Source organism: Tunturiibacter empetritectus, from assembly GCF_014201375.1.
Classification (GTDB): domain Bacteria; phylum Acidobacteriota; class Terriglobia; order Terriglobales; family Acidobacteriaceae; genus Edaphobacter; species Edaphobacter lichenicola_D.
Genome location: NZ_JACHDZ010000001.1, coordinates 189447 through 213547 on the forward strand (window position 1 = coordinate 189447; position 24101 = coordinate 213547).

A 24101-nucleotide genomic window follows, 5' to 3' on the forward strand; every position below is an offset into this window, starting at 1 on the left:
TGTTGTGTAGAGACTTTGCCGCGAAGTTAGCTTCGGTACAAAGAGCAGTGAACATCACACTGACTCATCATCGTGCGTATACGTTTCTAATTGTGGCCTGCGTGAGTTCGTCAACTTATAGCGGAGCAATGTGGCGACGGCGCACGATATTAGGAAGAGCATGGGGCCGGTGAAGAGGAAGCGGTCTGTAATCCATTTGTTGTCGAGCAGGCCGGTGGTCTGTCCATAGAGAGGGCCGAAGAAGCGTTCAATGCGGCCGACTGATCGGTGTGTGTCGAATATGCTTGAGGCTTGAGAATTCCAGGTGGCGAAGCGGATAAGAAAAGCAATCGTGACGGGTAACCATGCCCACAGAATTGGGGGAGGGATGGCATCGGGTTCCTGGGCTAGTCCGGCAGATGCGGAAGGAGCGACGGACCGGGAGAGATCTCCAAGTGCTTTGCCGAGTTTGCCGAAGGGAACGAGGCCGAGGAGAAATCCGGCGCCCGCGAAGATGGGTAGAAAGTAACTCAGTACGTAGCCAACGCGATTCAGGCCGGTCCAGTGCATCCTGATAGCCAGTTGCCATACGGGCGTCGTAACCACCCATGAGAATCGGATCGCGGCGATTGCGACCAAGAGGTACAGAAACAGGCATTTGGCGCACCATGTGGCGACTTTCAGCATGGCCTAGATGTAGCACAGGCGCATCTTTTGTGGTGCAGAATTGTTGACGGCTGATGTGGCTAAGGGGCTATACTGCGTGAAATGGCGCGGTCCGACGGACCTGGAGCGCCGGCGAGTGAGGTGAGTCTTCAGCGATTGCTTGAATGACAATGCGCTCGGGATTGGTTCCGGGGGGCCGCCCGGTGCTCCGCCTGGCGGCGGGGTAGAAGGGCACGCGATGTCTCGCTGGTGGCAAGGGCCTGGACGGGTGGTTCGGGCTGCGCTGGATGATCTGGTTACTACGTTGTATCCGACCGATTGCAGGGCTTGTGGTGGGCCGCTGCTGACAGCTGGGCTGTCTCCTGTATGTGACAGATGTATTGAGGTAGTTGAGGTGCAGTCGATGACGCTGTGCGTGCGTTGTGGCGAGGCGCTCGACATGGAGGGCGTGCGGTTCGCGGGGCAGTTTCCTGTGGAGGGGCTGGTGTGTTCGCCCTGCCGGATGGCGCCGCCGGAGTTCGAGCGGGCTGTGGCCTACGCGGTGTATCAGGATGAGTTGAGGGAGATGATTCACCTGCTGAAGTATGAGCGGATGCGTTCGGTGGCGAAGCCGCTGGGCAGGTTTCTGGCGCGGGCGATCGAGATGCTGGAGGGCGAGGCTGGTGGTGAGCTGCTGGTGGTTGCGGTGCCGTTATTTCCCTCCAAGGAGCGCGAGCGAGGCTACAACCAGGCGGTGTTGATGGCGGATGCTGCGCTTGCGGAGCTGAAGAGGACTCGTCCGCAGTGGAAGCTACGTTCGGCGCATGAGGTGATTCGCCGGGTGAAGGATACGCGGAGCCAGTTTGAGCTGACTCCGAAGGGGCGGCGGCGAAATCTGCAGGGCGCGTTCAAGGTGGACGATCGTGCGGCGCTGGCTGGGCGCGAAGTCTTGTTGGTGGATGACATTTATACGACTGGGGCTACGGCTCGCGCTTGTGCTCAGGTTTTGCGGCGGGCCGGGGCCGGCAAGGTTTGGGTGGCGACGGCGTCGCGGGCTCAGACTGAGATGGTCGCTTCCTGGGATTCCTCGGTTTCCTGGGATTCCAAGGATGCGGGTTCTGGTGTTGCCGTCTGGGATGCCGGTTAGTGGAGTTGGAGTGACAAGAGAAGCTTCGCGCGAAGTGCTAACAGTAGCTGGAACCGGAGGGCTTTGAGATGCAATCGGGGAAGATGCGGAAGCAGGGGCTGAGTGGAAAACGACACGCGGGGCACGGCGGCGGGCATGGGGCTGGGCATGCTTCCGGTCGGGTTACGACGGAGCGCGACGTGCGGGTTGGCGTGTTTCGCCAGCCGGCGATGCAGACCCCGGTGCTGGTGCTGAATGCTTCGTATGAACCGATCAACATCTGCGGGGCGCGGCGGGCGCTGGTGCTGGTGTTGAAGGGCGTTGCCAGGACCGAGGAGGAGCAGGGTGCGGTGCTGCATGCGGCGCGGATGCGGGTGGCGATGCCGAGCGTGATCCGACTGCTGGAGTACCGCAGGATTCCGCACCAGACGCGGGCGCTGAGCCGTAAGAACATTCTTCTGCGCGACCGAAACTCGTGCCAGTACTGCAGCGTCATCCTGACCGCGGGGGAGTTGACGCTGGATCATGTCATACCGCGGTCGCGTGGCGGGCTTTCGACCTGGGAGAACCTGGTCGCCTGCTGCCACAACTGCAACCGGCGCAAGGGCAACCAGATGCTGCATGAGCTGACGGACATGAAGCTGCAGCGGGAGCCTCGGCCGTTTTCTTTGCATACTTCCCGGCACATCATGCGGATGATCGGAAGTGCGGACGCGGCCTGGCGGAAGTATCTCTACTTTGAGGCTGAGCCGGCGGCTTAGTTAGGTACCCCCCTCCCCCCTTGGGGTATTTTGGGCATAAAATATTTGGAATCAATGGTTTGCAGGGCGAATATGCCTGCAACGTGTTGATTCCAGATTGGTTGTGGCTAAAATACTTTGAATCAATGGTTTACGACGATTTGGTGCTGAAAGACGAAAGCCCCGGGGAATGTCCTCGGGGCTTTTCTGGTCTCTGATTCTATTCTAGCGGTTTGGGGGTAACTCGTGCGCCAGGGGGACGTTGTTGTTTCGTAAAGGCTTAGGTGGTTTTGGGGCTTGACAGCCTTTTTTGCTTGTCTGCTTGTCTGCTTGTGTCCTGCCGGACGGGCGCCCTACGCGGGCTGCGGTCACTTCGTGACTTGTATACCGCTTCGCTTGGTGCTCCCGTTGGTCGCAAGCTAACGTTCGTGCCGACCAACGGGAGGCCTGTGCTGCTCATCTTGCCTTGACCGGTATACGCGTCACGAAGTGACCGCAGCCCGCGTAGGGCGCCCGTCCGGCAGGACAGTGTCTCTTTACTCCTGAGCGTCGGGCCAATCGAGCCGATTTCCAGCTCTGTCGGGACGCGGCACCCGAGCGGAGTAAGGCACTGCTTTACACTTGTGCGCTCTATCCAATTTGGTCAACTCTTCGTCCGAGTCGCTTACACCTATGGTTCTCAAACAGGTCAAACATATCGATTGGAAATTGCCATCCGCCATTCGCCGATGGGGGAAAAATGGTTCAGTTTTTTTATCCATCGCTGCGTGTCTCCTAGCCTCAAGAACGCGATGCCTGATAGTTCGGATTCCGTTTTTTTCCTCATTAAATCGGCCTTTTTCAGGGTTATTTGCGAATTAGCCGGAGAGACATCTTCTCCGCGCAGATTCACATCTTAGCGGTTTTCGCGTTGATGTCGGCGGAAGCAAAGTAAAGACAAAGATACAGAAATCTCTCCACTGAGTCGCGCGATGAGACTGCGCGACTCCGGTCGAGATGACGAGTCGCAGGGGGCGAGATGGTGAGATTTAGCGGAGTGATTGCGGAGGCTGCTGCTACTTCGAACTTCGGATGAGTTCTGGGCGAATCTCGATCTGGGGGCTGCGCGTTGAAACGGGGATGTGATAGTTTCAGCGGCAGGAGATCGAATGTCTTACATCGAGAGTTATCAGTGTGACGTGTGCGGCGACAAGAAGGGCGAGGGTGGAGACTGGTGGCTGGCCTGGGTGGACTGCTTTCCGGGAGAGAAGCCGGAGGAGGATCAGCCTTTGATCAAACTGACGCGGTGGCAGCATCACCATGCGCACTCGGCTGGGGTGAAGCACCTGTGCGGCGCGCGGTGTGCGGGGACGCTGATGGATCGGTGGATGACCCAGCAGCATGCGGACCCGGATGCTCACTGCGAGACGTAGTAATGGCTGGTAGTTGGTGGCTGCGTAGGCTTAGGCGTTTCGCTTTGATTGGCGAGCAAAGCGAAATACAGGGATTCTCCGACAGGCAGACGATCCAGCCAGATGCGAACTCTACCATAGCAGGCCTACCATTATGGTAGAGGTCGAGTGCAAGATGATCCCTGTGTGCATACATGCCAAAGACTCAATTGGGGGCTAAGATTTGCTAACGATGGCACTTTGGATTCGATCAAGCCCGAGGGTTCCGTGATTCGCATTCATGGTTTCGCGTTATACGATCTCGGGGCTAGCCTTCGACCATTAAGGGATCTTTCATCAGGCGTGCCACTCTCTTCGCTTTTTATGACGCTCATACGGGCTAGAGGAAATCTGATGTCTCCATTTTCGGAGACAGGTCCGTATCGGCTACCTATGAGCCGGGAGGCGGCGAGCAAATTGGCCGCCACCTTAGATGGTTTTCTGTGGGACCCGTCTGGCCCACAAACCCTTGTCGTAGGAGCGAGGTTTATTGGTGTAGTCGACCCAAAACGAGCGCTGACTGCCGATGAGGTAGATCGAGTAAAGAAGGGACTAGATACGCTGGAATCGGTCTTGGCGGCAGAAATGGGGCAAGCTGACATTTGGGCTGTATCGGAGAAAGGGCTCTATTCAATACGTAAACTGGTCGATTCGGCGCGCGATGCTTTGTCAACAACCGCACAAAGCGTAATTTGGAATACTGCCCTAACTGATTATTCTGAGGCCGGAAAATGTCTTGCCTTTGAGCGCTTCACTGCTTCTGGATTCCATTCGTTACGCTCTTTGGAATCTGTCATTAAGCAATATGTATTAACTGCTACAGGTAAACTACCGCCGCACAATAGACAGAACTGGGGCGAGTATATAGACCAACTCGACAAGAGTAAGGCTCCCGCTGCGATACTCGGAACACTACGAAGTATCAAGGACAACCATAGAAATCCGCTGATGCACCCCGAAGATATTCTGGATGAACGCGAAGCGATCTCTCTTTTCCAGATATCGGGGATGTCAATTGGAGAACTAGTGAACGATATGTTTACGCGAGGCCTTAGGCCAGCTTCACATCCGTGAAGTAAGAATTCCGATCGCGGCGCTGCGCTTATTTTCACCGCCGATACCCGATAACAAAGACCTTACTTATTTAAGATTTCTGCGCCGCGATTCTTCTAAACATAAGCCTTTGCGGGGTTGAATCGGATGACGACCTTCGAGTCAAGCGAAGGCTACTGGCCGATGGGCTCGTAGCCGGAGTTGGTGGTGGTGACCTGGAGTTTTTTTGCGGTGGCGTCGAGGACCGACCGCTGGACGTAGTTGGTGGAGTCGGGCAGGCTGGCAAAGCGTACGGCGAGAGTCACGACGTCCTTCGGTTCGTCCATGTAGGTGTTGACGTTCAAGGCGCTGATCTTCTTGTCCGCAGTATCGAAGGAGATGGTCATCTGGTCGCCGGGTTGAGCGTAGTCCTTGAAGACGATCTTTGCGATGCCTGAGTCCGGGGAAGGGTTGATGGAGACTTTTCCTTCCTGAAATGCCTGCTGCATGCGCTGCGGGTCGGGCGGCACGTACATGGCGAGCAGGATCTTGACCTGCCCCATGTAGTCCTTCATCTCTTCCTTCTTCTTTGCGATGATTCGTTGTTTGAAGCGTCCGCCGCTGGGAGCCTGCTGCTGCTGCGGGCCCATGGGAGCCTTCTCTACCTTGCCGTCGGGACCGTACTGACACATGGACTGGGTGGCGGGCTTGGCTTCGCCTTTGAGCGTGAGTTGGGTTGTCTCGAGCCACCGGTAGCGATGCAGCCTCTGCTGGTTTTCGGCGGTGGACTGCTTGAGAGCTGCTATCTTCGTCTGCAGATCGCCGAGTGCCTGGCTGTTTGCGCGGGTGGCGGGGAAGAGAAGAGAGGCAGATAGAGTTGCTGCGAGGAGTGCGCTCTGGACGTAGCGATGCGATGGAGTGTCTGTGCTGGGTCGGTTCATCGATCCCCTGACTGTTTTACTTGGTGGCGGTCTTCTTGACGTGGGGGATGCGGGTGACTGAGCCGTCGGGCATGACGATGTACTTGTCTCCGGTGGCGTCCTCGATGTAGGCGTTCTTGCTTCCGGGAACGACGGTGACCTCGCGGGCGTCGGTCTGGCCGGGTGCGGTGAGGACGAAGTGTTTGCCGTCGCCTTCATCGACTACGGGCGACTTGGTGGGGAGCGGAGCGGGGGCGACCATGGCCGTGGGTGCGGGGCCGGGTGTGGGCGCTGGCGCGGCGGAGCTGGTGGGGGGTGCGCCGGTATAGGCGGTCATCTGGCCGGTCTGGCGGAAGTGGACGTACTCTGGCCCCTTGATGCCGTTGACGCACTGCTGGTAGGCGTCGACGCCGACGGTCTGGCTGGTGGCGGTGGTGCTGGCGACGGCCTGGCTGTTGCGGTCGGTGCGCTGGGTGGCTCCGGTGGCGGCGGCGGTCTGGGCGCCGTTATTGTTGCCGCCCCACCAACCGTAGTTGTTCTTGCGGGAGATGGCGCTGGTGGCGGCGCCGGTGATTCCGGTGATGCCGCCCTGGGCCATCTTGTCCTTGTCCTGACCGTGCTCGCGGTCGTGGAGGGTTTTTTGCTCGTCGGTGAGCTGGCTGGAGGCCTGCTGGCGGCACTGGGTGAGTTGCTCCTGGGTGATGGGCATCATGTCCATGGTGATGCCGTCGGCGGGGCCGGCTGCGGGTGGTGCGGGAGCGGGTGCTGTCTGGGCGAAGGCGTAGCCCAGGGAGAGGGTGGCGATGCAGGTGGTTTTGAGAAGGAATTTGATTGGCACGGTGACCTCCCGGTGTGCGATCGTTCCCGACGATCAGACGCTGCAGGGGCCCGTGAATCCTAGAGTAACGGGAACACCGTGATAGTAAACTCGGCGCGGTTGGGGGGCAAGCGAATCTTCGGTAACTTTGATGAATTCTTGTTGTCCTGCCGGACGGGCGCCCTGCGCGGGCGGCGGTCACGTCGTGACTTGTATACCCCTTCGGTTGGTGCTCCCGTTGGTCGCAAGCTAAAGTTTGCACCGACCAACGGGAGGACCTAAGGTGTTCATCCAGCCAAGACCGGTATACGCGTCACGACGTGACCGCGCTCCGCGCAGGGCGCTCGTCCGGCAGACTATGGTTTGGGATTGGCGGGTGGATTGGCCGGGGGCTGCTGGGTGGTGTCCTTCTTGTCGGTGATGTCCTCGCCGTTGTAGATGATGCGCGCGGTGGCGTGGTACTGCTTGTAATCGGTGTATTTGACGATGTTGCGCATGTGGACGTCTTGCGAGAGGGCGCCCTCCTGGGCGACGAAGTGGAGGTTGCCTTCGGCCTTGGTGTAGGTGGGGAACCAGTATTTACCGTCGATCTGCTCGTAGTAGGTGGTGAAGGGTGGGGAGAGATCTTCGTGGCCCTTGCGCTTGTCCTGGGGGACGGTGATGCCGTTGACGAGGACGATCTGGAAGTCCTGCTGATCGACCCAGACCTTGCCCTGGAAGTAGCGCTTGCCTTTTTCGAAGGTCTTGGGGGCGGCGGAGAAGACGTAGGTGTCGAGCTCGTCGATGTGCTGGCGGCCGAGGTAGGTGATGTCGTACTTGGGCAGGTCTTCGGTGGTGAGGATGAAGGGGAGACGGTGCTCGATCTCGTCGAAGTCGGCGGGGGTCATCTGGACGCGGTCGAGGGTGTTCTGGGGGGCGAAGACGACGTGCTCGGCGCGCTTGCCGTCCTTGTCGAAGGTGATGTCGGTGACCTGCTGGTACTCGCCGTCGATGCGGTTGGTGTCTTCGGCGAGGGTGTCGACTTTGACGGTCTGGCGGAAGGTGTAATTCTGGCGGGCGAGCTTGAAGAGGGTCTCGCGGGCGGCGAACTTATCGATGATCTGCTGGGGGGTCGTGCCGGCGGGGGGCGCGGGGTCAAGCTGGCCAAAGCCGGAGGGTTCCTGGGAGGCGGTGGAGGCGGGGGCGGCTCCGTCTGGATTTGCGACAGCGGCGATGGCTGCGGTGGACGGGGCCGATAGCAAGAGGGATAAGACGCTTGCAGCAAAAAAGTAATGGGTCGCGGAGGCAGAGGCGCGGCTGGGCTTCATGTGGAGAACTCCATGGGCGGGGCTGTCTCTGTGCGTTGCCCCGCACGCTACTAAGAATAGACGCGATTTGGGGAGGTTTGGTGATGTGGCCTGGAGCGAGGGAGATGGGCGGTTTGATTGTGCTGCGCTGGCTGGAGCTTTCGCTGGCGGGCGGGGGCTTGTGGGCGCTGTGGAGCCGGATGCAGGTTGGGGTGGCGGAGGGCAGGCGGGAGCGGCGGGAGCAGGAGGAGTTGCGCGCCTATGCGGGGCTGGATGTTCGGCTGGGTGCGGATGTGGAGATGCCTGAGCTGGCGACGCGGGTGAGCCGGCTGATGGCGGAGAAGAGCGTCTTTCGCAGGACGGCGGTGATGGTGCGGGATGCAGGGGGAGCGCTTTCGGTGGCGGCCAATGCGGGAATGGAGGAGACGACCGTGGAGTCGCTGAATGCCTGGGCGGAGGGTGTGGTGGAGGCGGAGCGCCGGGGTGGGATTGGCACGCGGCGGGGGGAGGGCGGCCTGGGCAGGCGGGTGAAGAATAATGCGTTTGCGGTGGTGTTTGGGGTGGGGTTGGGAATGGGAAGTGGGACGGGTAGGGGACAAAGTGGGCGATTTGGGGAGGAGGCGCGTGGGGCGATCGTGATTCCGCTGTGGACTACCAGCGGGAGAATGATGGGGGCGCTGGCGGTGGGAGCGGACGGGTTGCTGAGCGTGCGGCAGAGGGAGCTGAAAGAGGCGCTGTGGCCGCTCGAGGCGCTCGGGGTGAAGGTGGCGCGGGCGATGGAGAACGCTGCGCTGGCCGAGAAGCTGATGCGCGCGGAGAGGCTTGCGGGCTTGGGAATGCTGGCTGGGGGGATGGCGCATGCGCTGAGTAATCCGCTGACGGCGGTGCTGGGGTTTGCGGAGCTGATTGCGGGGTCGACGGGCGAGGCGCGGGTGAAGACGGATGCGGAGATCATCGTGCGGGAGGCGCTGCGGATGCGGCAGACGGTGGAGACGCTGCTGGAGTTCTGGAAGCCGGTGGGGCAGGGCGATGAGCTGGTCGATCTGACGGAGCTGGTGCGGGAGTTGGCGGCGGCGTGTGGAGAGAAGCTTGAGGGCAGGGGGATTCGGCTGGTGGTGCAGGCCGATGGCGAGATGCCCGAGGTGCGGGGGAACCGGCACAGGCTGCGGCAGTTGCTGGAGCACCTGCTGAATAATGCGGCGCAGGCGCTGGTTGGGGTGCGGGGGGTGAAGACTAACGATGAGATGGTGATCCGGATGTCTTTGAGTTGTTCGGGGAGTTGTTCGGGGAACACTGCGGGAGATGGTTCGGGCGAGGCGTCAGAGGATCTGGATGGGTGGCGGAGGGTTCATTTGATTGTGAGCGATACGGGGCCGGGTTTTCGTGAGCCGGGTAGGATCTTCGATCCGATTTATACGATGCAGGAGGCGGGCGATGGTGCGGGGATGGGGTTGAGTCTCTGTTACTCGATTGTGCAGGAGCATGGAGGGGAGATCAGCGCGTTCAACATGCATCCGCATGGGGCGGCGGTGGCGGTGGAGCTGCCGGTGAGGATGGCGGCGGGAAAAAAATCTGCGGTGGCGGAGGAGAAGATTCGCCGCGCTGCTGTTGGGGGATAGGCCGTTTTGCTTGTGGTTTTTTGTGGTGCAGAACGTGGTGGGATGCGTGGTGGACGTGGTGGCGATGTGGTGTTTTGCGTGGTGAATTTTGTGGTCGAAAAAGGTGCCACGTCTTCTGGATTTATTTTTGTGCGGAGTGCGAAAACTTTGGTGGGGATTTCTTCCGTGGTTCCCCTTTTGGTTCGATCTTTGAGTTGCGGGGTTAAACTGGCGCGATGAAGAGGCGCGCGATTCGGGCGGGTGTTCTGGCATTGTCGGTGGTTGGGATTTGGGCCTGGGCCGGTGGCAGGATGTTGGCGCAGGGGTTTGGTCCTGACTCCGACTCTCTGTTGGGTGGTGCGGTGGGAAGACGGCCGATGACGTTTGCGGATCTGCAACGGATGAAGCGGGTGAGCGATCCGCAGGTTTCGCCGTCGGGCAGGTGGGTGATGTTTTCGGCGACCGATGTTGATCTGGAGAAGAATACGAAGGTGAATCATCTCTGGGTGGTACCGATGGCGGCTGCGCCTGCGGATGGTGCAGGAAAAGCAGATTCCTCCGCTGCGCTACGGAATGACAAACAAAAAAGCGGGGCTGATGGGCAGCCAAAAAGCGGGGCCGATGGGCCGGTAAAAGGCAGGACTGAGCGGCAGGTGACTTTCTGGAAGGACGGCGAATCGGGGGGACGATTTTCGCCGGATGGGAGGCAGGTTGCGTTTGTGGCGACCGATAGCGCGACGGGGTTGTCGCAGATCTTTCTGGCGACGTGGGATGATGCCGCGGGGACGCTGGGGACGCCGAAGCGGCTGACGAATGTGAGCACGGAGGCGGATGGGGCGGTGTGGTCGCCGGATTCGAAGAGGATCTTGTTTGCGTCGCGGGTGTATCCGGAGTGCAGTGACGAGGCGGCGTGGCTGAATGAGGATCTGTGCAACAAAAAGAAGGATGATGCCGCTGCGGCGAACCCGGTGAAGGCGCAGGTGTTTGAACATCTGCTGTATCGGCACTGGAATAGTTATGTGGGGCCGAAGCGGAGCCATGTGCTGGTGGTGTCGGCGACGGATGGAAACGCTGTGCGTGACCTGACTCCGCGGCGGGATATTGGAGATGCGGAGTCGCCGACGTTTACGCTGGGCGGCCCGGTGGGGTATGCGTGGGCGCCTGGCTCGGAGGAGATTGCATATGTAACCAATGTTGATCTTGTTCCGGCGGCGAGCACGAATAACGACGTGTTTACGCTGCTGCTGGATGATGCGGGTGCGCGGCCGCGCAAGGTTTCGACGTCGATGGGGAGCGATGATGCGCCGGCTTACTCGCCTGATGGGAAGTACCTTGCGTTTCGTTCGCAGGCGCGGGCGACGTATGAGAGCGACCGATTTCGGCTGATGCTGTTTGATCGGCTTGCCGGAACGACGAAGGAGCTGCTGCCGAAGATGGATCGGTGGGTGGATGAGTTTGTGTGGAACCCGGTGAATCCGGAGATCTGTTTTACGACGGCGGATCATGGGGGAGAGCGCATCTTCTGCACTTATCCGAATGTGGGTGATTCCCTTTTTGCGCTTCAGGGGAGTGGCGAGTATGGGGAGCTGCAGTTTGCGGCGTTGAAGGACGTTGGTTATGAACTGGTGGCGACGAAGATGACGGTGGAGTCGCCGTCTGTGGTGGTGGCGTTGTTTCGTGGGGATGTGAAGGAGTTTGCGGACAGGGAGATTGCAAGTGTCTCAAGCCAGATTGTAACTACGGAGGTTCGGCTGACGCATTTGAACGATGACCTGGAGCAGCATCTTGATCTGCCGAAGATGACGAGCTTTACGTTCAGCGGTGCGGAGGGTGCGCCGGTGCAGGGTTTTATGATTCCGCCGCCGAAGTTCGATGCTGCGAGAAAGTATCCGGTGAAGTTTTTGATTCATGGGGGGCCGCAGGGGGCGTGGGGAGATGCGTGGAGTTATCGGTGGAATGCGGAGCTGATGGCGGCCAGCGGATACGTGGTGGTGATGGTGAATCCGCGCGGGTCGACGGGGTATGGGCAGGCGTTTATCGATGGCGTGAACGGCGACTGGGGCGGGAAGGCTTACGTCGATCTGATGAAGGGGCTGGATTTTGCGGAGTCGAAGTTTGCGTTCATCGATAAGACGCGGGAGTGTGCTCTGGGTGCGAGCTACGGCGGATTTATGGCGAATTGGATTCTGACGCATACGGATCGTTTTGCGTGCATTGTGACCCATGATGGGATGTTCAATCCGGCGAGCGCGTATGGGACGACTGAGGAGATTTGGTTTAACGAGTGGGAGTTTCGGCGAACGGGCGAGGTGGCTCCTGGGCAGCCGTGGAGGTATGCGGCAGGGCCGATTGCGAGTGATCCTTTCAGGAAGTGGTCGCCGATGCTTTCGATTGAGAACGCGAAGACGCCTACGCTGGTGGTTCATTCGCAGAGGGACTATCGGCTGGATGTGTCGGAGGGGTTTCAACTCTTTACGGCGTTGCAGCGACAGAATGTGCCGAGCAAGATGCTTTATTTTCCGGATGAAGGGCACTGGGTGTTGAAGCCGCAGAACTCGAAGCTTTGGTATGAGACGGTGGGGGATTGGTGCGACAAGTGGACCAAGACGAATCTGTATGCGCCTGTTGCTGCTCCTGCTAAGGGAGGGGCGAAGGGGAAGGGGGTAGTTCGTGTGGCTGTTCCGGTGGTCTCTGCTGCTCCTCTAGTGGCTGCTGCGCCTGTCGATGCGGATGCTGCGTCTGAGGCGGATCTACCGCAGCGAGCTGTGATTGTAGAGGATTTTACGGTTGCGATCGGTGCTCCGCAGGATGAGGTGAAGTTGGGGTCGGATGCGAAGGTGACGATTGCGCTGAGGAATGTTTCAGACCACCAGGTTGCGTTTGCGCATCGGCCGGGGGCGAATAATCCGGAGTTTTCATACAGGATCGAGGTGAAGGATGCGAAGGGGCATGCGGTGGCGTTGACTGCGTATGGGCGGGAGGCGTTGCTGCATCAGCAGGAAGAGACGCGCATGGTGGAGTATGTGCAGCCGGGGAAGGCGGCGGTGCAGACGGCGCATCTGGAGAAGCTGGTGAATATGAATCGGCCGGGGCGGTATACGGTGGTGGTGTTTCGCAAGGATGCGAAGAGTGGGGCGGTGGTGCGGTCGAATGAGCTGACGATGAACGTGGTTCCCTGAAGGCTGGATTGTGAACTGCAACAACTGTCCTGCCGGACGGGCCTCCTGCGCGGAGCGCGGTCACTTCGTGACTTGTGTACCGGTCCTGATGGATTAGGTGCATGGGGCCTCCCGTTGGTCGGCGTGGGATCTGGTCTTTAATGATTCGGGTGAGAATGGGTGGGGGGATTCGCGATGGCGTTTGCACGGCCGAAGAAGCGGGAGCCGGTGGGTGAGGCGGGATTGTTCGAGTATGCGGTGGGGGCGCTGGCGCGACGGATGCGAACGGTGCGGGATCTGCGGCGGTTGATGAAGGCTCGCGCGGAGGAGGGGGAGGCAGGGGAGCGGGCGATGGATGCGGTGATTGTGCGCCTGAAGGAGCTGAACTATCTGAGCGATACGCGGTTTGCCGAGGACTATACGCGGGTGCGAAAGGAGAATGAGAAGTTCGGGAAGAGGCGGGTGCAGCAGGATTTGATGATGAAAGGCGTGGAGAAGGAGCTGGTGGCGTCGACGCTAGAGACGGCGTATGAGGATGTGGATGAGGTGGGGCTGGCTCGGCAGTATATTGCGCGGAAGCGGATAAAGAAGCCTGGTGGGGAGAACGCTCAGAAGGAGACGGTTCGGACGATGAATCGGCTGATGCGGGCTGGGTTTTCTTCGAATGCGATCTTTAAGGTGCTGCGGGAGTGGGATCTGCCGGAGGAGGCGCTGGCTGGGGTGGAGGAGGAGATGGATTAAGGCTTGTCCTGCCGGACGGGCGCCCTGCGCGGGCGGCGGGCGTTTGCACGCGCCCTTTTAAAGCTTCGCGTGGTCCTCCCGTTGGTCGGAATCAATCTTTCTTCGCGACCAACGGGAGCGCCATGCGAAGCGGTATACACGTCACGAAGTGACCGCGCTCCGCGTAGGAGGCCCGTCCGGCAGGACCTATCTTTAGTAGTCGCCGCGGAAGCTGTGGATGAGGCGGCGGTCGCGCTTGCTGGGGCGCTTGGAGGGTGCCGCGTAGGCGATGGGGCCGAGGAGCTTGCGCTCTTCGGCGGCTTTGCGGCGAGCCTCTTTGCTGTCTTCGGTTTCGCGATAGAGAGTTTGAGCTACGGCTGCGGAGCCGCGCTGCTGGCTTAGGGCCAGGACTTCGACTTCGAACTCGCCAGCTTCGTTTTTTATTCGGAGCATGTCGCCGAGGCGGACCTCGCGGGAGGGCTTGGCGGAGAGGTTGTTTGAGGTGATGCGGTTCATGTCGCAGGCTTTGGAGGCCTGCTCGCGGGTCTTGAAGAAGCGGGCGGCCCAGAGCCACTTGTCGATGCGGGTGCCGGTCATGGATCTATTTTCTTCTACTTCTGCGGAGAGGTGTTAGATGGCGCGGAGCATACGCACGGGGAGATAGAAGAGCGCTGCGATGAGCTCGAAGGTGCCGCCGACCACGATGCCGACGAGGCGGAAGGGCAGGAGGATCAGCCAGATCAGCGGGTAGAGCAGGATGGCTGCGAGGGCGAGGGGCCAGCAGACGACCATCAGGATCAGAAAGAGTAGAAGGTTGAGCATCGGTGTTTCTCTCCTGAGGAAGGAACGCAGGTGGGGCGGAAAAAGTTCCGTTGGGTGGATGATAGGAGGATGGCTAGCGGGATGCAGAGGGTGGTGGGGGTGGACTGGTCGGGGGATAAGGGGCCGGGGCAGCGGAGGAAGATCTGGGCGGGGGTTTGGACGGCTTCCTCTATGGGCGGCAAGGTGACGCTGGAGGGTGGGCGGACGCGGGAGGAGTTGGTGGCGTGGCTGGTGGAGATGAGCCGCGAGACTCCGCGGATGGTGGTGGGGTTTGATTTTTCGTTTAGCTATCCGGCGTGGTTTCTGCGGGAGCTTGGGATTGCATCGGCGCCGGAGTTCTGGGAGCTGGTGGCGGGGGGGCGGGGCGAGGAGTGGCTGCATCGGGAGTGTGCGGATGTGCGGTTCTGGGGACGGGTTGGGCCGAGGCGGCATGGGAAGAAGCCTGCGGAGTTTCGTGGGGAGCATGCGCACAGGATGCTGCGGAGGGCGGAGACGGTGTTGAAGGTGCGGGAGGAGATGACGGACCCGTTGCAGGTGGCGAAGATTGCCGGGATCGCGCCGAAGTCCGTGTTTCAGATTGGCGGGGCGGGGGCGGTGGGGACGGCTTCGCTGCGGGGGATGCCGGGGTTGCTGGTGCTGCGGGAGGCGGGGTTTCGGATTTGGCCTTATGATGAGCCGGATGTGGGGAGTGCTCCGTTGGTGGTGGAGATCTATACGCGGCTGATGACGGGGGCGGTGAATAAAAGCTCGGAGGTGGCGCGGACGGCTTATCTCGCGAAGAAACGGAGGGAGAGTGCGCTGTATGCCGGGCTGTCGCGGGGAGTGATGGCGAAGGCGCGGGCTTCGGAGGACGCGTTCGATGCGTTGGTGAGTGCGATGGTGATGGTGGAGCACGCGCGAGAGTTTGCGGCGCTGAGGAAGACGGAGGATGAGGTGTTTCGCTTGGAAGGGCAGACGTGGGTGCCGGGGTTGATCGGTTAGGGCTTGGGAGGTAAAGCGGTTCGCGCGTGGCGCAAATGCCCACATCTCGGAATCGAGATATGGGGCACCCGGCCGTGGTTGGTGATCGTACACTGAGAGCTTGGGGACTAAAAGAGTGGACTCATGAGAGCAAATCTGCTGACGCTTGCTGTCGTTATCTTTACGCTTGGTCTGCTTTTGGCCAATACCCCTGAGGTTGTTTGGAGTACGGCGAAGGTGATTGGGGCGGTGATTGTGGGGGTATCGTTTCCATTATTCGTGCTGGCTCGGTTGCAGCTGGGCAGTTCGTTTTCGATCAAGGCGAAGGCTGGACGACTTGTGACTACGGGTCTTTATTCGCGGATTCGTAATCCGATCTATCTGTTTGGGGGATTGTTCACGGTGGGGGCGTCGCTCTTCTTTTCGGTGTGGGGACCGCTGGTGGTGGCTTTGGTGATTGTGCCGTTGCAGGTCGTCAGGGCGCGCAGGGAAGAACAAGTTTTGGCTGGGGCGTTTGGGGAGGAGTACGCGCGGTACAAGAGCCGGACGTGGTTTTGAGGGGTGGGCTCGCTGGTAGACTTTAAGGTCTATGACGAATCGTTCGGGCAGCCAGCGTTTTTTTTCAGGAACGCAAATCAGGGAAGATTTTTTGCGGTTTTTTGAGGGTAAGGTGTCTGAAGCTACCGGACAGGGGCATCGGCGGGTGCACTCTTCTTCGCTGGTGCCGGTGAACGATCCTACGCTGCTGTTTACCAATGCGGGGATGAATCAGTTCAAGGATGTTTTTCTTGGGAACGAGAGGCGGGACTATACGCGGGCGGTGAGTTCGCAGAAGTGCGTGCGGGCGGGGGGGAAGCACAACGATCTGGAGAACGTTGGGTTTACGCGGCGGCACCATACTTTTTTTGAGATGTTGGGGAATTTTTCGTTTGGGGATTACTTCAAGAAGGATGCGATTGCTTATGCGTGGGAGCTGCTGACTTCGAATCACGATCATTGCTTTGGGATCGATCCTTCGCGGCTTTATGTGACGATCTTTGAGGGCGATGCTAAGGTTCCGCGGGATGATGAGGCGGAGAGGTTCTGGATTGAGATTGGGGTGCCGAAGGAGAGGATCTTTGGGATGGGGGCCAAGGATAACTTCTGGCAGATGGGGGAGACGGGGCCTTGTGGGCCTTGTAGCGAGATCTTTTATGACATGGGGATTGGGGCCGCGGAGGAGGGGGGAGTTGATAAGCCGTTTCCGTTGGATGATCAGCGGTATGTCGAGGTGTGGAACCTGGTGTTCATGCAGTTTGATCGAAGCAGCGATGGGACGTTGACTCCGCTGCCTAAGCCTTCTATCGATACGGGCATGGGGTTAGAGCGGATTGCAGCGGTGCTGCAGGGAGTGCTGTCGAACTTCGAGACGGATCTGTTTACTCCGCTGATAAAGCGGGCGGAGGAGTTGACCGGGCATAAAGTGGAACCCGAGCATGCTGTCGATGAGCGGTCGTGTGCGAGCTTGAGGATTATTGCGGACCATGCTCGGGCGGCTACGTTTTTGATTTCTGATGGGGTGAATCCTGCGAATGAGGGCAGAGGGTATGTGCTGCGGAAGATTCTGCGGCGCGGGATTCGGCATGGACGGCTGCTGGGGCAGGAGAAGCCGTTTATGCATGAGATGGTGTTTGCCGTTCGGGATGAGATGCAAGTGGCTTATCCGGAGTTGAAGGAGTCGGCGGAGCGGGTGAGCAAGGTGGTGCTGGCGGAGGAGGAGCAGTTTGCTCGGGTGATGGATAAGGGCTCGCGCGAACTCGACGATGCGATTCTTCGAATCATTGAACCAGCAATTCCAAGTGGTATGGATGCATCTGAAGCAGCGAATCCCCGAGAAATTGATGACAGCATCGAATCGCTTTCCGAGACCTCTGAGTTGTTTTTGAAAAGGATAATGCAAAAGAACCCAGAGTTCTGGCGAGATCAGCAAATTAGTGGTTCGAAAGCTTTATATAGCTTTCTTGTGTCTAATCGCCATTTGGCGCGAGTCCAATTCGATGGACGAGAAGCATTTCGTCTTTACGAGACTTACGGGCTGCCATTGGATTTCATGACCGATGCTATTCGTGATGCCCAAGTTGATTTCGATATGGGAGGGTTTGAAGCTGCGAAGCTTGAGGAGCAGCAGCGGGCTCGTGCGAGTTGGAAGGGTGGGTCGCAGAAGTCGGCGGCACCGGTTTATCGGGAGTTGCCGAAGACGGAGTTTGAAGGGTACTCGACGCTGCGGGTGGATGGGGCGAAGGTGCTGGCTCTGGTGAAAGATGGCGTTGGTGTGCCGGAGTTGAAGGGTGGCGAGTCGGGTGAGGTGGTGCTCGATACTACGAGTTTCTATGCGGACTCGGGTGGGCAGGTTGGGGATGTGGGGTGGTTGTATTCGGGGGATCACAACCTGGTGGTGGCTGAGGTGAGTGGCGCGACTAAGCCGGTGCAGGGAGTGTTTGCGCATAAGGTGCGGGCGAATCAGACGATTGCGGTGGGCGATGCGGTGGACACGGTGGTCGATGCGGCGACGCGGGTGGCTACGACGCGGAATCATACGGGGACGCATCTGCTGCATGCGGCGCTGAGGGAGGTGCTGGGCAAGCATGTGAAGCAGGCGGGGTCGCTGAACGATGCGACGCGGCTGCGGTTTGATTTTTCGCACTTCGCGGGGGTGGCTGAGGAGGAGTTGCGCGAGGTTGAGGAGATTGTGAACCGGCAGGTGATGGCGAACTCGAAGGTGGAGACCCTGGTGGATGTGCCGATCGATGTGGCGGTGAATGAGCTGGGGGCGATGGCGCTGTTCGGGGAGAAGTATGGCGAGAAGGTGCGGGTGGTGACAATCGGTGGGCCCGGCGGCTTTTCGACGGAGCTTTGCGGCGGGATTCATACCGGGGCTACGGGAGAGATTGGGTTGATCAAGATTGTGGGGGAGGGGTCGGTGTCTTCGGGGGTGCGGCGCGTGGAGGCGGTGTCGGGTACGGGGGCGCTGCATGAGTTCCGGCGGGACTTCGAGGTGGCTCGTGTGGTGGGGGCTTTTGTGGGTTCGGGGGCTGGGAGTTCGTCTGAGGGCGTGACGCCGGCTGAGGCGCTGCGGGCGCGGATTGCGGCTCAGGAAGAGGAGATGAAGAAGCTGCGGCGGGAGCTGGATGCGGTGCGGATGAAGTCGGCTTCGGCTTCTCTATCCGACGCTGGCGTGGCGGCCGTGGAGGTGAAGGGTGTGAAGGTGCTGGCGCAGAGGGTGGATGGTGTGGAGAAGGCGCAGATGCGGGAGCTGGTGGATTCGCTGCGGATCAAGCTGGGGAGTGGCGTGGTTGTGCTTGGTGCTGCTGTGGATGGGAAGGTTTCGTTGATTGTGGGTGTGACGAAGGATCTTACTTCGCGGGTTCAGGCGGGGAAGGTTGTTGGGCAGCTTGCCGCGCAGGTTGGCGGGAAGGGTGGGGGACGGCCGGATCTGGCAGAGGCTGGAGGGAGTGATGTGGGATCGCTGGATGCGGCTTTGAAGGGCGCGGCGGAGGTGGTTGGGGGATTGCTGGGCTAAGTGCTTGTGTCCTGCCGGACGGGCCCGCTGCGCGCGGTGCGATCACTTCGTGATTGGTATACCGCTTCGCTTGGCGCTCCCGTTGGTCGCGAGGATGATCGTTCCGACCAACGGGAGGACCACGCGAAGCTCTAAAAAGGCGTGCGAACGCCCGCCCTCCGCGCAGGAGGCCCGTCCGGCAGGACCTATCTTTTGTGTGTCTACTGGTGGCCGCGGAAGATTTGTATCAGGAGCCAGAGGTTTAGTCCGGCTATAAGGAATGCTACGGCGTAGCTTAGGAGCCTGGTTCTTGCTTGATTGACGAAGGGACCCATCTTCGCTGGGTTGCTGGTGAAGGCTACGAGTGGGAAGACCGCGAAGCTTAACTGCATGCTGAGGATGACCTGGCTTAGGACCAGCAGGTTTGCGGTGCCGCGCTCGCCGTAGAAGTAGGTGACGATTACGGTTGGGATGATGGCGAGCGAACGGGTGATGAGCCGACGGAGCCAGGGAGCGAGGCGGATGTGGAGGAAGCCCTCCATGACGATCTGGCCGGCGAGGGTTCCGGTGATGGTGGAGTTTTGACCGGAGGCGAGGAGGGCGAGGGCGAACATGGTGCTGGCTCCGGCGAAGCCCAGCATGGGGGTGAGGAGCTTGTAGGCATCGTTGATCTCGGCGACTTCGTAGTGGCCTGCGCGATGAAAGACGGCGGCGGCGAGGATGAGGATGGCGGCGTTGACGAAGAGGGCGAGCATGAGGGCGGTGGCGGAGTCGATGTTGGCGAAGCGGATGGCTTCGCGTTTGCCCTGCTCGGTGCGCGGGTAGTTTCGGGTCTGGACGATGGAGGAGTGGAGATAGAGGTTGTGCGGCATGACGGTGGCGCCGAGGATTCCGATAGCGATGTAGAGCATGTCGGGGTTGGTGATGATGGAGGTGGAGGGGATGACGAGGTTGCGGGCGATGGGGAGCCACTCGGGATGCGAGAGCAGGACTTCGACGCCGAAGAGAGCGGCGATGGTGCCGATGAGGGTGATGACGAGCGCTTCGAGGTAGCGGAAGCCGCGGTTTTGCAGGAGCAGGATGAGCAGGACGTCGGCGCCGGTGATGAGGACGCCGAGCATAAGGGGAATGTGGAAGAGGAGTTGGAGGGCGATGGCGGAGCCGATGACTTCGGCGAGGTCGCAGGCGCCGATGGCGATCTCGGCGAAGAGCCAGAGAAGAATGTTGGTGGGGCGGCTGTAAGTCTCGCGGCAGGACTGGGCTAGGTCGCGTTCGGTGGCGATGCCCAGCTTGAGAGCGAGGCTTTGGAGGAGGATCGCCATCAGGTTGGAGAGCATGATGACGAAGAGGAGGGTGTAGCCGTACTTGGAGCCGCCGGCGAGGTCGGTGGCCCAGTTGCCGGGGTCCATGTAGCCGACGGAGATGAGGAAGCCGGGGCCGAGAAAGCCGAAGAGGCGTCGCCAGAAGCCGGGCGACTGCGTGAGGCGCACCGAGGAGAATGCCTCCGGCAGGGACGGACGCAGCTCGCGATTGGTTTCCTGGAGGGTCGGCATAGGCGGCATTGGGACGTGCAGTCTTATATGCAGTATGCCACATTTAGTTAACCGAGGTTACGTTTTTTTACGTCGCCTTGGTTCATCTGCCGTGCCTAACCTTGTGCCTGACCCTGGGCTTGGGCGTACCCAGACCCTGATGGCGGCTGATTGGCCGAGGGTTACGGAGCCGTTGGGGGTCTTGATCTGCATGGTGTTGTCGTAGTTGCGTCTCTGGACGCGGACGGCGACTTTGGGCCCTATTCCGAGTTCGTGAAGAAATTCGAGCAGGCCGGAGTCTCGTTCGTAGAGACTTGCGACGACGTAGTCGGTGTTCTCGGTTGCTTCAGAGAGTGCGACGAGGCCTCGGCGTTTGATCTGCGCGGGGGTCTCCGGGAGGACCTTGTTGCCGTGGGGGCAGTCGCCCTCTTCGCCGAGTTTTTCGATGAGCTTGGCTTCGAATGCGGGGGAGATGGCGTGTTCGAGGCGTTCGGCCTCGGTGTGGATCTGATGCCACTCCATGCCGAACATCTCGGAGAGCATGCGTTCGACCAGATGATGCCTGAGGGCGGTGCGGTGTGCGGCTTCGCGGCCTTTTGTGGTGAGTTTGAGGGCGCCTTCGCGGCCCGCTTCGATGTATCCGTCTTCGCGGAGGCGCTTTACGGCTTTGGTGACGGCGGGTGCGGAGACCTCCAGCCACTGGGCGAGCAGGGCGGCGATGACGGTGTGGCCTTCGCTCTCGGCTTCAATGATTGCCTTGAGGTAGTCTTCTTTCGAGACTGTGATTTCCTGCGACATGATTGCAAGTTAACCATGGTAAAGGCGATTTGTCATCGCAGGAGTGCGTGGGTGGCTTGGTTATTTCGGCTTTTCCTCGTCTTCGAGAAGCTGTCTGGCTTCTTCGAGGTTGAGGAGGTTGCCGTCTACGACGATTTCGTAGACGCCCGCGTTATCCGGTACCGAGAAGACGCTCTGGACGGTGTGGCCGCGTTTGCGAATCGCTTCGACGAGAAGATCGATGTCTACCATGGGTGAGAGTTTATCGCAGGTTGAGTTGCTGTGATCGGGATTGGATTAGGGGCTTGATGCTGTCCATGCGCAATAGGTTGGGGTGCGGGGGGTGTCGGGGGGAGTACCGGGCTTCTTTTCACATGCGTTGCTGGGTGGGCTCTCTTAAACTTAGGCAGTCTGTCGGTTTTTGAAAAAGACTATGGGCCTGGGGAAGACAAGGCGTGGTGTCTGGCGGGGTGCGGCTTGCGCGGTGGTGTTGAGCTGCGTGATGGTGCAGGTTCTGCCTGCGAGGGCGGCGCGGCAGCGGCATGTGGAGTTGAGTCTTTGGGAGCAGGCTGAGCGGGGGCGGCAGACGCTGGAGGCGATGCCGGCGGGGACGCGGACCAGGGCAGACTATGCGCGGGCGATGGATGGATTTCGTGCGGTGTACCACGAGGCTCCGGGAGACAGGCACGCTCCTGACAGCGTGAACGCGGTGGCGGAGCTGCTGGCTGAGCAGGGACGCGGGCTGCATGATGCGAAAAGTCTGAAGGCGGCGGTGGGGCAGTATGAGTTTTTGCGGACGCAGTATCCCGGGAGCTCGCTGCGGGTGGGGGCGCTGCTGGCGGAGGGGCAGATCTATGAGAACGATCTGCAGGATGCGGGGGCGGCGCGGGAGAGATATGCGCTGCTGGTGAAGCAGTATCCGCGGAGTGAGTTGGCGGAGGAGGCTCGGGCTGGGCTGGCTTCGTTGGAGCAAGGGGGAGGGCGTAAAGACCAGGGGGTAGGGCGTAGGGATCAGGGTGTAGTGTCGGCTGCGGCTCCGGGTTCTTCTGGGTCTTCGATTGCTGCTGTTGAGGCTCCGGTTACGCGGGAGGGTGGAGCTGGCAGGATGCTGGCGACGGCGGGTGCGTCTGATGGGCGCGATGCTAAGGTCTCGGGCGTTGGTTCTGGTGCAGGTTCTGGTGTTGGTTCTGGGGGGCAGGGGGTGGTTGGGGAGAGGCAGGGGGTTGCGGCGCCGGGGGATGAGGCGCTTGATGCGGCTTCGGGCTTGGCTTCGGGCTCGGCTGTGGGATCCGACGCGGGAGGGCAGAGTGGAGCGCCGATGCATGTGGCGAAGGCGGGGCGGCGGGGGCACATGGCGCAGGTGACGGGGATTCGTCACTGGTCGACGCCGAACTATACGCGGGTGGCGATCGACCTGGGCGACGATGTGACGTATGAGGCGGCGCGGGTGCCGCATCCGGATCGTATCTACTTTGATCTGCATGGGACTCGGCTGGCGCAGGAGCTGGTGGGCAAGAGCTTTGCTGTGACCGATGATGGTTTTCTGAAGAAGATTCGGGTGGCGCAGTTTTCGAACGATATGACTCGCGTGGTGCTGGATGTTAATGATGTGACGGAGTACTCGGCGTTTCTGCTGCCGAATCCTTATCGCTTGATTATTGATATTCATGGTGGGAGTAAGGCGGAGCCGGGTGCGCCGGCGGTGAGCGTGCCGATGCAGAGGCCGGCGGCTCCTGCGCCTTCGGTTCCGAATACGACGGCGGTGAGGTCGGGGAGTTCGTTTGATGTGGCGGCGGTGAGTACGCAGCCGGGGAGGGTGGAGGCGACGACGCAGCCTACGTCGCAGCCGATCTCGGCGGTGGTTGCGGACAGGACTCAGCCGGACGGGACTCAGCCGGACAGGGCACAGGGTTCAGGGCACAGGGTTCAGGGGGGCGATGGTGCTTCGGCGGGTGCGGCGGCGACAAGCTCTGCTGACGTAGCGGTGCCTGGGCCGAGTGCGAGGAAGCTGCGGCACGGCAAAGGCGTGAAGGATGCGGATGCGGTTCCGGCGCGTGCGGCGGTGCCTACGGCCGATGGCGAGACCTCGATGGTGCGGGCGCTGGGGTTGAAGGTTGGACGGATCGTGATCGATGCCGGGCATGGGGGGCATGACTCGGGGACGCTGGGCGTGGATGGGATTGAAGAGAAGGACGTGGTGCTGGATGTGGCGCTGCGGCTGGGGAAGCTGCTGCATGAGCGGCTGGGGTCGGAGATTATCTATACGCGGTCGGATGATACGTTTGTTCCTCTGGAGACCAGGACGGCGATTGCGAATAAGGCGCAGGCGGATCTGTTTCTTTCGATCCATGCGAACTCGTCGGCGGATGCGAGTGCGCGTGGGGTGGAGACTTACTATTTGAACTTCACTTCTTCGCCCGATGCGCTGGAGACGGCGGCGCGAGAGAATGCGGTGTCGGATCAGTCGATTCATCAGCTGAGCGATCTGGTGAAGAAGATTGCGCTGAAGGACAAGATCGCCGAGTCGCGGGAGTTTGCGGGGGATGTGGAGCAGAGTCTGTATGGCGGATTGCAGAAGGGCAATGCGGGGCTGAAGGATCGTGGGGTGAAGAAGGCTCCGTTTGTGGTGCTGATCGGGGCGAATATGCCTTCGATTCTGGCGGAGATCTCGTTTGTGACGAATGCGAGGGATGCGCGGCAGCTACAGCAGCCGGAGTATCGGGAGCGAGTGGCGGAGAGTCTGTATAAAGGCGTCGCGAGGTATGCGGGTGGGTTGAGTGGGACGAAGACACCGACGGAGCGGGCCAGCGGGAATTGATCTGGGTTGTGCCGGGTGAGGCGAGATCCTCCGCTGCGCTGTTGTGGAAGGACTAACAAACACAGACAACTACAACGGCGAATACGGGGGCTCTCCACTGCGTCGCGCGATGAAACTGCGCGACTCCGGTCGAGATGACGGTGTTGTTGTTTAGGGGTGGGTGAGAAGAGGATTCCTCCGCTGAAGTGCGGAATGACACAAAG

At 60.3% G+C, this 24101-nt stretch carries 20 protein-coding genes; 11 read left to right on the top strand and 9 right to left on the bottom strand.

The genetic code is table 11. The features are described from left to right. Positions 1-54: 54 nt before the first annotated feature. A complete protein-coding gene (locus HDF10_RS00950) occupies positions 55-585 on the bottom strand; it encodes a hypothetical protein (protein ID WP_221271337.1) in 531 nt (176 codons plus the stop codon). Between the two features lie 298 nt (positions 586-883). Here HDF10_RS00950 and HDF10_RS00955 point away from each other — a divergent pair, with 298 nt between their 5' ends. The 4 genes from HDF10_RS00955 to HDF10_RS00970 all read left to right on the top strand — a co-directional run bounded on the left by HDF10_RS00955 (position 884) and on the right by HDF10_RS00970 (position 4994). Next, entirely contained in the window at positions 884-1771 is an 888-nt protein-coding gene (locus tag HDF10_RS00955) for a ComF family protein (RefSeq protein WP_183809602.1), read from the top strand. A 68-nt stretch (positions 1772-1839) separates the two neighbouring features. After that, a complete protein-coding gene (locus tag HDF10_RS00960) occupies positions 1840-2511 on the top strand; it encodes an HNH endonuclease (RefSeq protein WP_183809604.1) in 672 nt (223 codons plus the stop codon). A 1127-nt stretch (positions 2512-3638) separates the two neighbouring features. Further along, positions 3639-3902 (top strand): hypothetical protein, encoded by a 264-nt coding sequence (locus HDF10_RS00965; protein WP_179639586.1) that lies wholly within the window; start codon positions 3639-3641, stop codon positions 3900-3902. A gap of 372 nt (positions 3903-4274) precedes the next feature. Further along, on the top strand, positions 4275-4994 hold the full coding sequence (locus HDF10_RS00970) for a hypothetical protein (protein ID WP_183809606.1): 720 nt from the start codon (positions 4275-4277) through the stop codon (positions 4992-4994). Positions 4995-5146: 152 nt separating this feature from the next. On the opposite strand, the gene HDF10_RS00975 is transcribed toward HDF10_RS00970, so the two are convergent. The 3 genes from HDF10_RS00975 to HDF10_RS00985 form a co-directional block, all read right to left on the bottom strand. Further along, the gene (locus tag HDF10_RS00975) at positions 5147-5893 is read right to left on the bottom strand and encodes a hypothetical protein (RefSeq protein ID WP_183809608.1); all 747 of its coding nucleotides are present in this window, start codon (positions 5891-5893) and stop codon (positions 5147-5149) included. A 16-nt stretch (positions 5894-5909) separates the two neighbouring features. Continuing rightward, positions 5910-6710, bottom strand: coding sequence for a hypothetical protein (locus HDF10_RS00980; RefSeq protein WP_183809610.1), 801 nt, complete (start codon positions 6708-6710; stop codon positions 5910-5912). A gap of 335 nt (positions 6711-7045) precedes the next feature. Beyond that, the gene (locus HDF10_RS00985) at positions 7046-7996 is read right to left on the bottom strand and encodes an outer membrane lipoprotein-sorting protein (RefSeq protein ID WP_260177527.1); all 951 of its coding nucleotides are present in this window, start codon (positions 7994-7996) and stop codon (positions 7046-7048) included. 104 nt (positions 7997-8100) lie between these two features. Between HDF10_RS00985 and HDF10_RS00990 the strand changes: the two genes are divergently transcribed. From HDF10_RS00990 to HDF10_RS01000, 3 genes are all read left to right on the top strand, one after another. Continuing rightward, positions 8101-9594: a sensor histidine kinase gene (locus HDF10_RS00990; RefSeq protein WP_183809612.1), complete on the top strand. Its 1494-nt coding sequence runs from the start codon at positions 8101-8103 to the stop codon at positions 9592-9594. 215 nt (positions 9595-9809) lie between these two features. Continuing rightward, on the top strand, positions 9810-12752 hold the full coding sequence (locus HDF10_RS00995; RefSeq protein WP_260177528.1) for an alpha/beta hydrolase family protein: 2943 nt from the start codon (positions 9810-9812) through the stop codon (positions 12750-12752). Positions 12753-12926: 174 nt separating this feature from the next. Further along, positions 12927-13472 carry a regulatory protein RecX gene (locus HDF10_RS01000; protein WP_183809614.1) on the top strand — a complete coding sequence of 182 codons (546 nt, stop codon included), beginning with the start codon at positions 12927-12929 and terminating at the stop codon, positions 13470-13472. 192 nt (positions 13473-13664) lie between these two features. Here the strand turns inward: HDF10_RS01000 and HDF10_RS01005 are convergent, their stop codons facing one another. Then, complete coding sequence (locus HDF10_RS01005; protein ID WP_183809616.1) at positions 13665-14048, bottom strand: RNA-binding S4 domain-containing protein; 384 nt, start codon at positions 14046-14048, stop codon at positions 13665-13667. Positions 14049-14081: 33 nt separating this feature from the next. Further along, positions 14082-14273, bottom strand: a complete 192-nt coding sequence (locus HDF10_RS01010; protein WP_183809618.1) for a hypothetical protein — start codon at positions 14271-14273, stop codon at positions 14082-14084. A 69-nt stretch (positions 14274-14342) separates the two neighbouring features. Here HDF10_RS01010 and HDF10_RS01015 point away from each other — a divergent pair, with 69 nt between their 5' ends. The 3 genes from HDF10_RS01015 to alaS all read left to right on the top strand — a co-directional run bounded on the left by HDF10_RS01015 (position 14343) and on the right by alaS (position 18792). Then, positions 14343-15254 (top strand): hypothetical protein, encoded by a 912-nt coding sequence (locus HDF10_RS01015; RefSeq protein ID WP_183809620.1) that lies wholly within the window; start codon positions 14343-14345, stop codon positions 15252-15254. Between the two features lie 123 nt (positions 15255-15377). Further along, positions 15378-15791 carry a methyltransferase family protein gene (locus HDF10_RS01020; RefSeq protein WP_183809622.1) on the top strand — a complete coding sequence of 138 codons (414 nt, stop codon included), beginning with the start codon at positions 15378-15380 and terminating at the stop codon, positions 15789-15791. Positions 15792-15822: 31 nt separating this feature from the next. After that, positions 15823-18792, top strand: coding sequence for an alanine--tRNA ligase (alaS, locus tag HDF10_RS01025; protein ID WP_183809624.1), 2970 nt, complete (start codon positions 15823-15825; stop codon positions 18790-18792). 200 nt (positions 18793-18992) lie between these two features. Here the strand turns inward: alaS and HDF10_RS01030 are convergent, their stop codons facing one another. The 3 genes from HDF10_RS01030 to HDF10_RS01040 are packed head-to-tail and all read right to left on the bottom strand — an operon-like array spanning position 18993 to position 21332. Next, complete coding sequence (locus HDF10_RS01030) at positions 18993-20324, bottom strand: Nramp family divalent metal transporter (protein WP_183809626.1); 1332 nt, start codon at positions 20322-20324, stop codon at positions 18993-18995. A 57-nt stretch (positions 20325-20381) separates the two neighbouring features. Continuing rightward, positions 20382-21101: a metal-dependent transcriptional regulator gene (locus tag HDF10_RS01035; protein ID WP_183809628.1), complete on the bottom strand. Its 720-nt coding sequence runs from the start codon at positions 21099-21101 to the stop codon at positions 20382-20384. A gap of 60 nt (positions 21102-21161) precedes the next feature. Beyond that, complete coding sequence (locus HDF10_RS01040) at positions 21162-21332, bottom strand: hypothetical protein (protein ID WP_183809631.1); 171 nt, start codon at positions 21330-21332, stop codon at positions 21162-21164. Positions 21333-21513: 181 nt separating this feature from the next. Here HDF10_RS01040 and HDF10_RS01045 point away from each other — a divergent pair, with 181 nt between their 5' ends. Continuing rightward, entirely contained in the window at positions 21514-23898 is a 2385-nt protein-coding gene (locus HDF10_RS01045; protein WP_260177529.1) for an N-acetylmuramoyl-L-alanine amidase, read from the top strand. Positions 23899-24101: the final 203 nt, after the last annotated feature.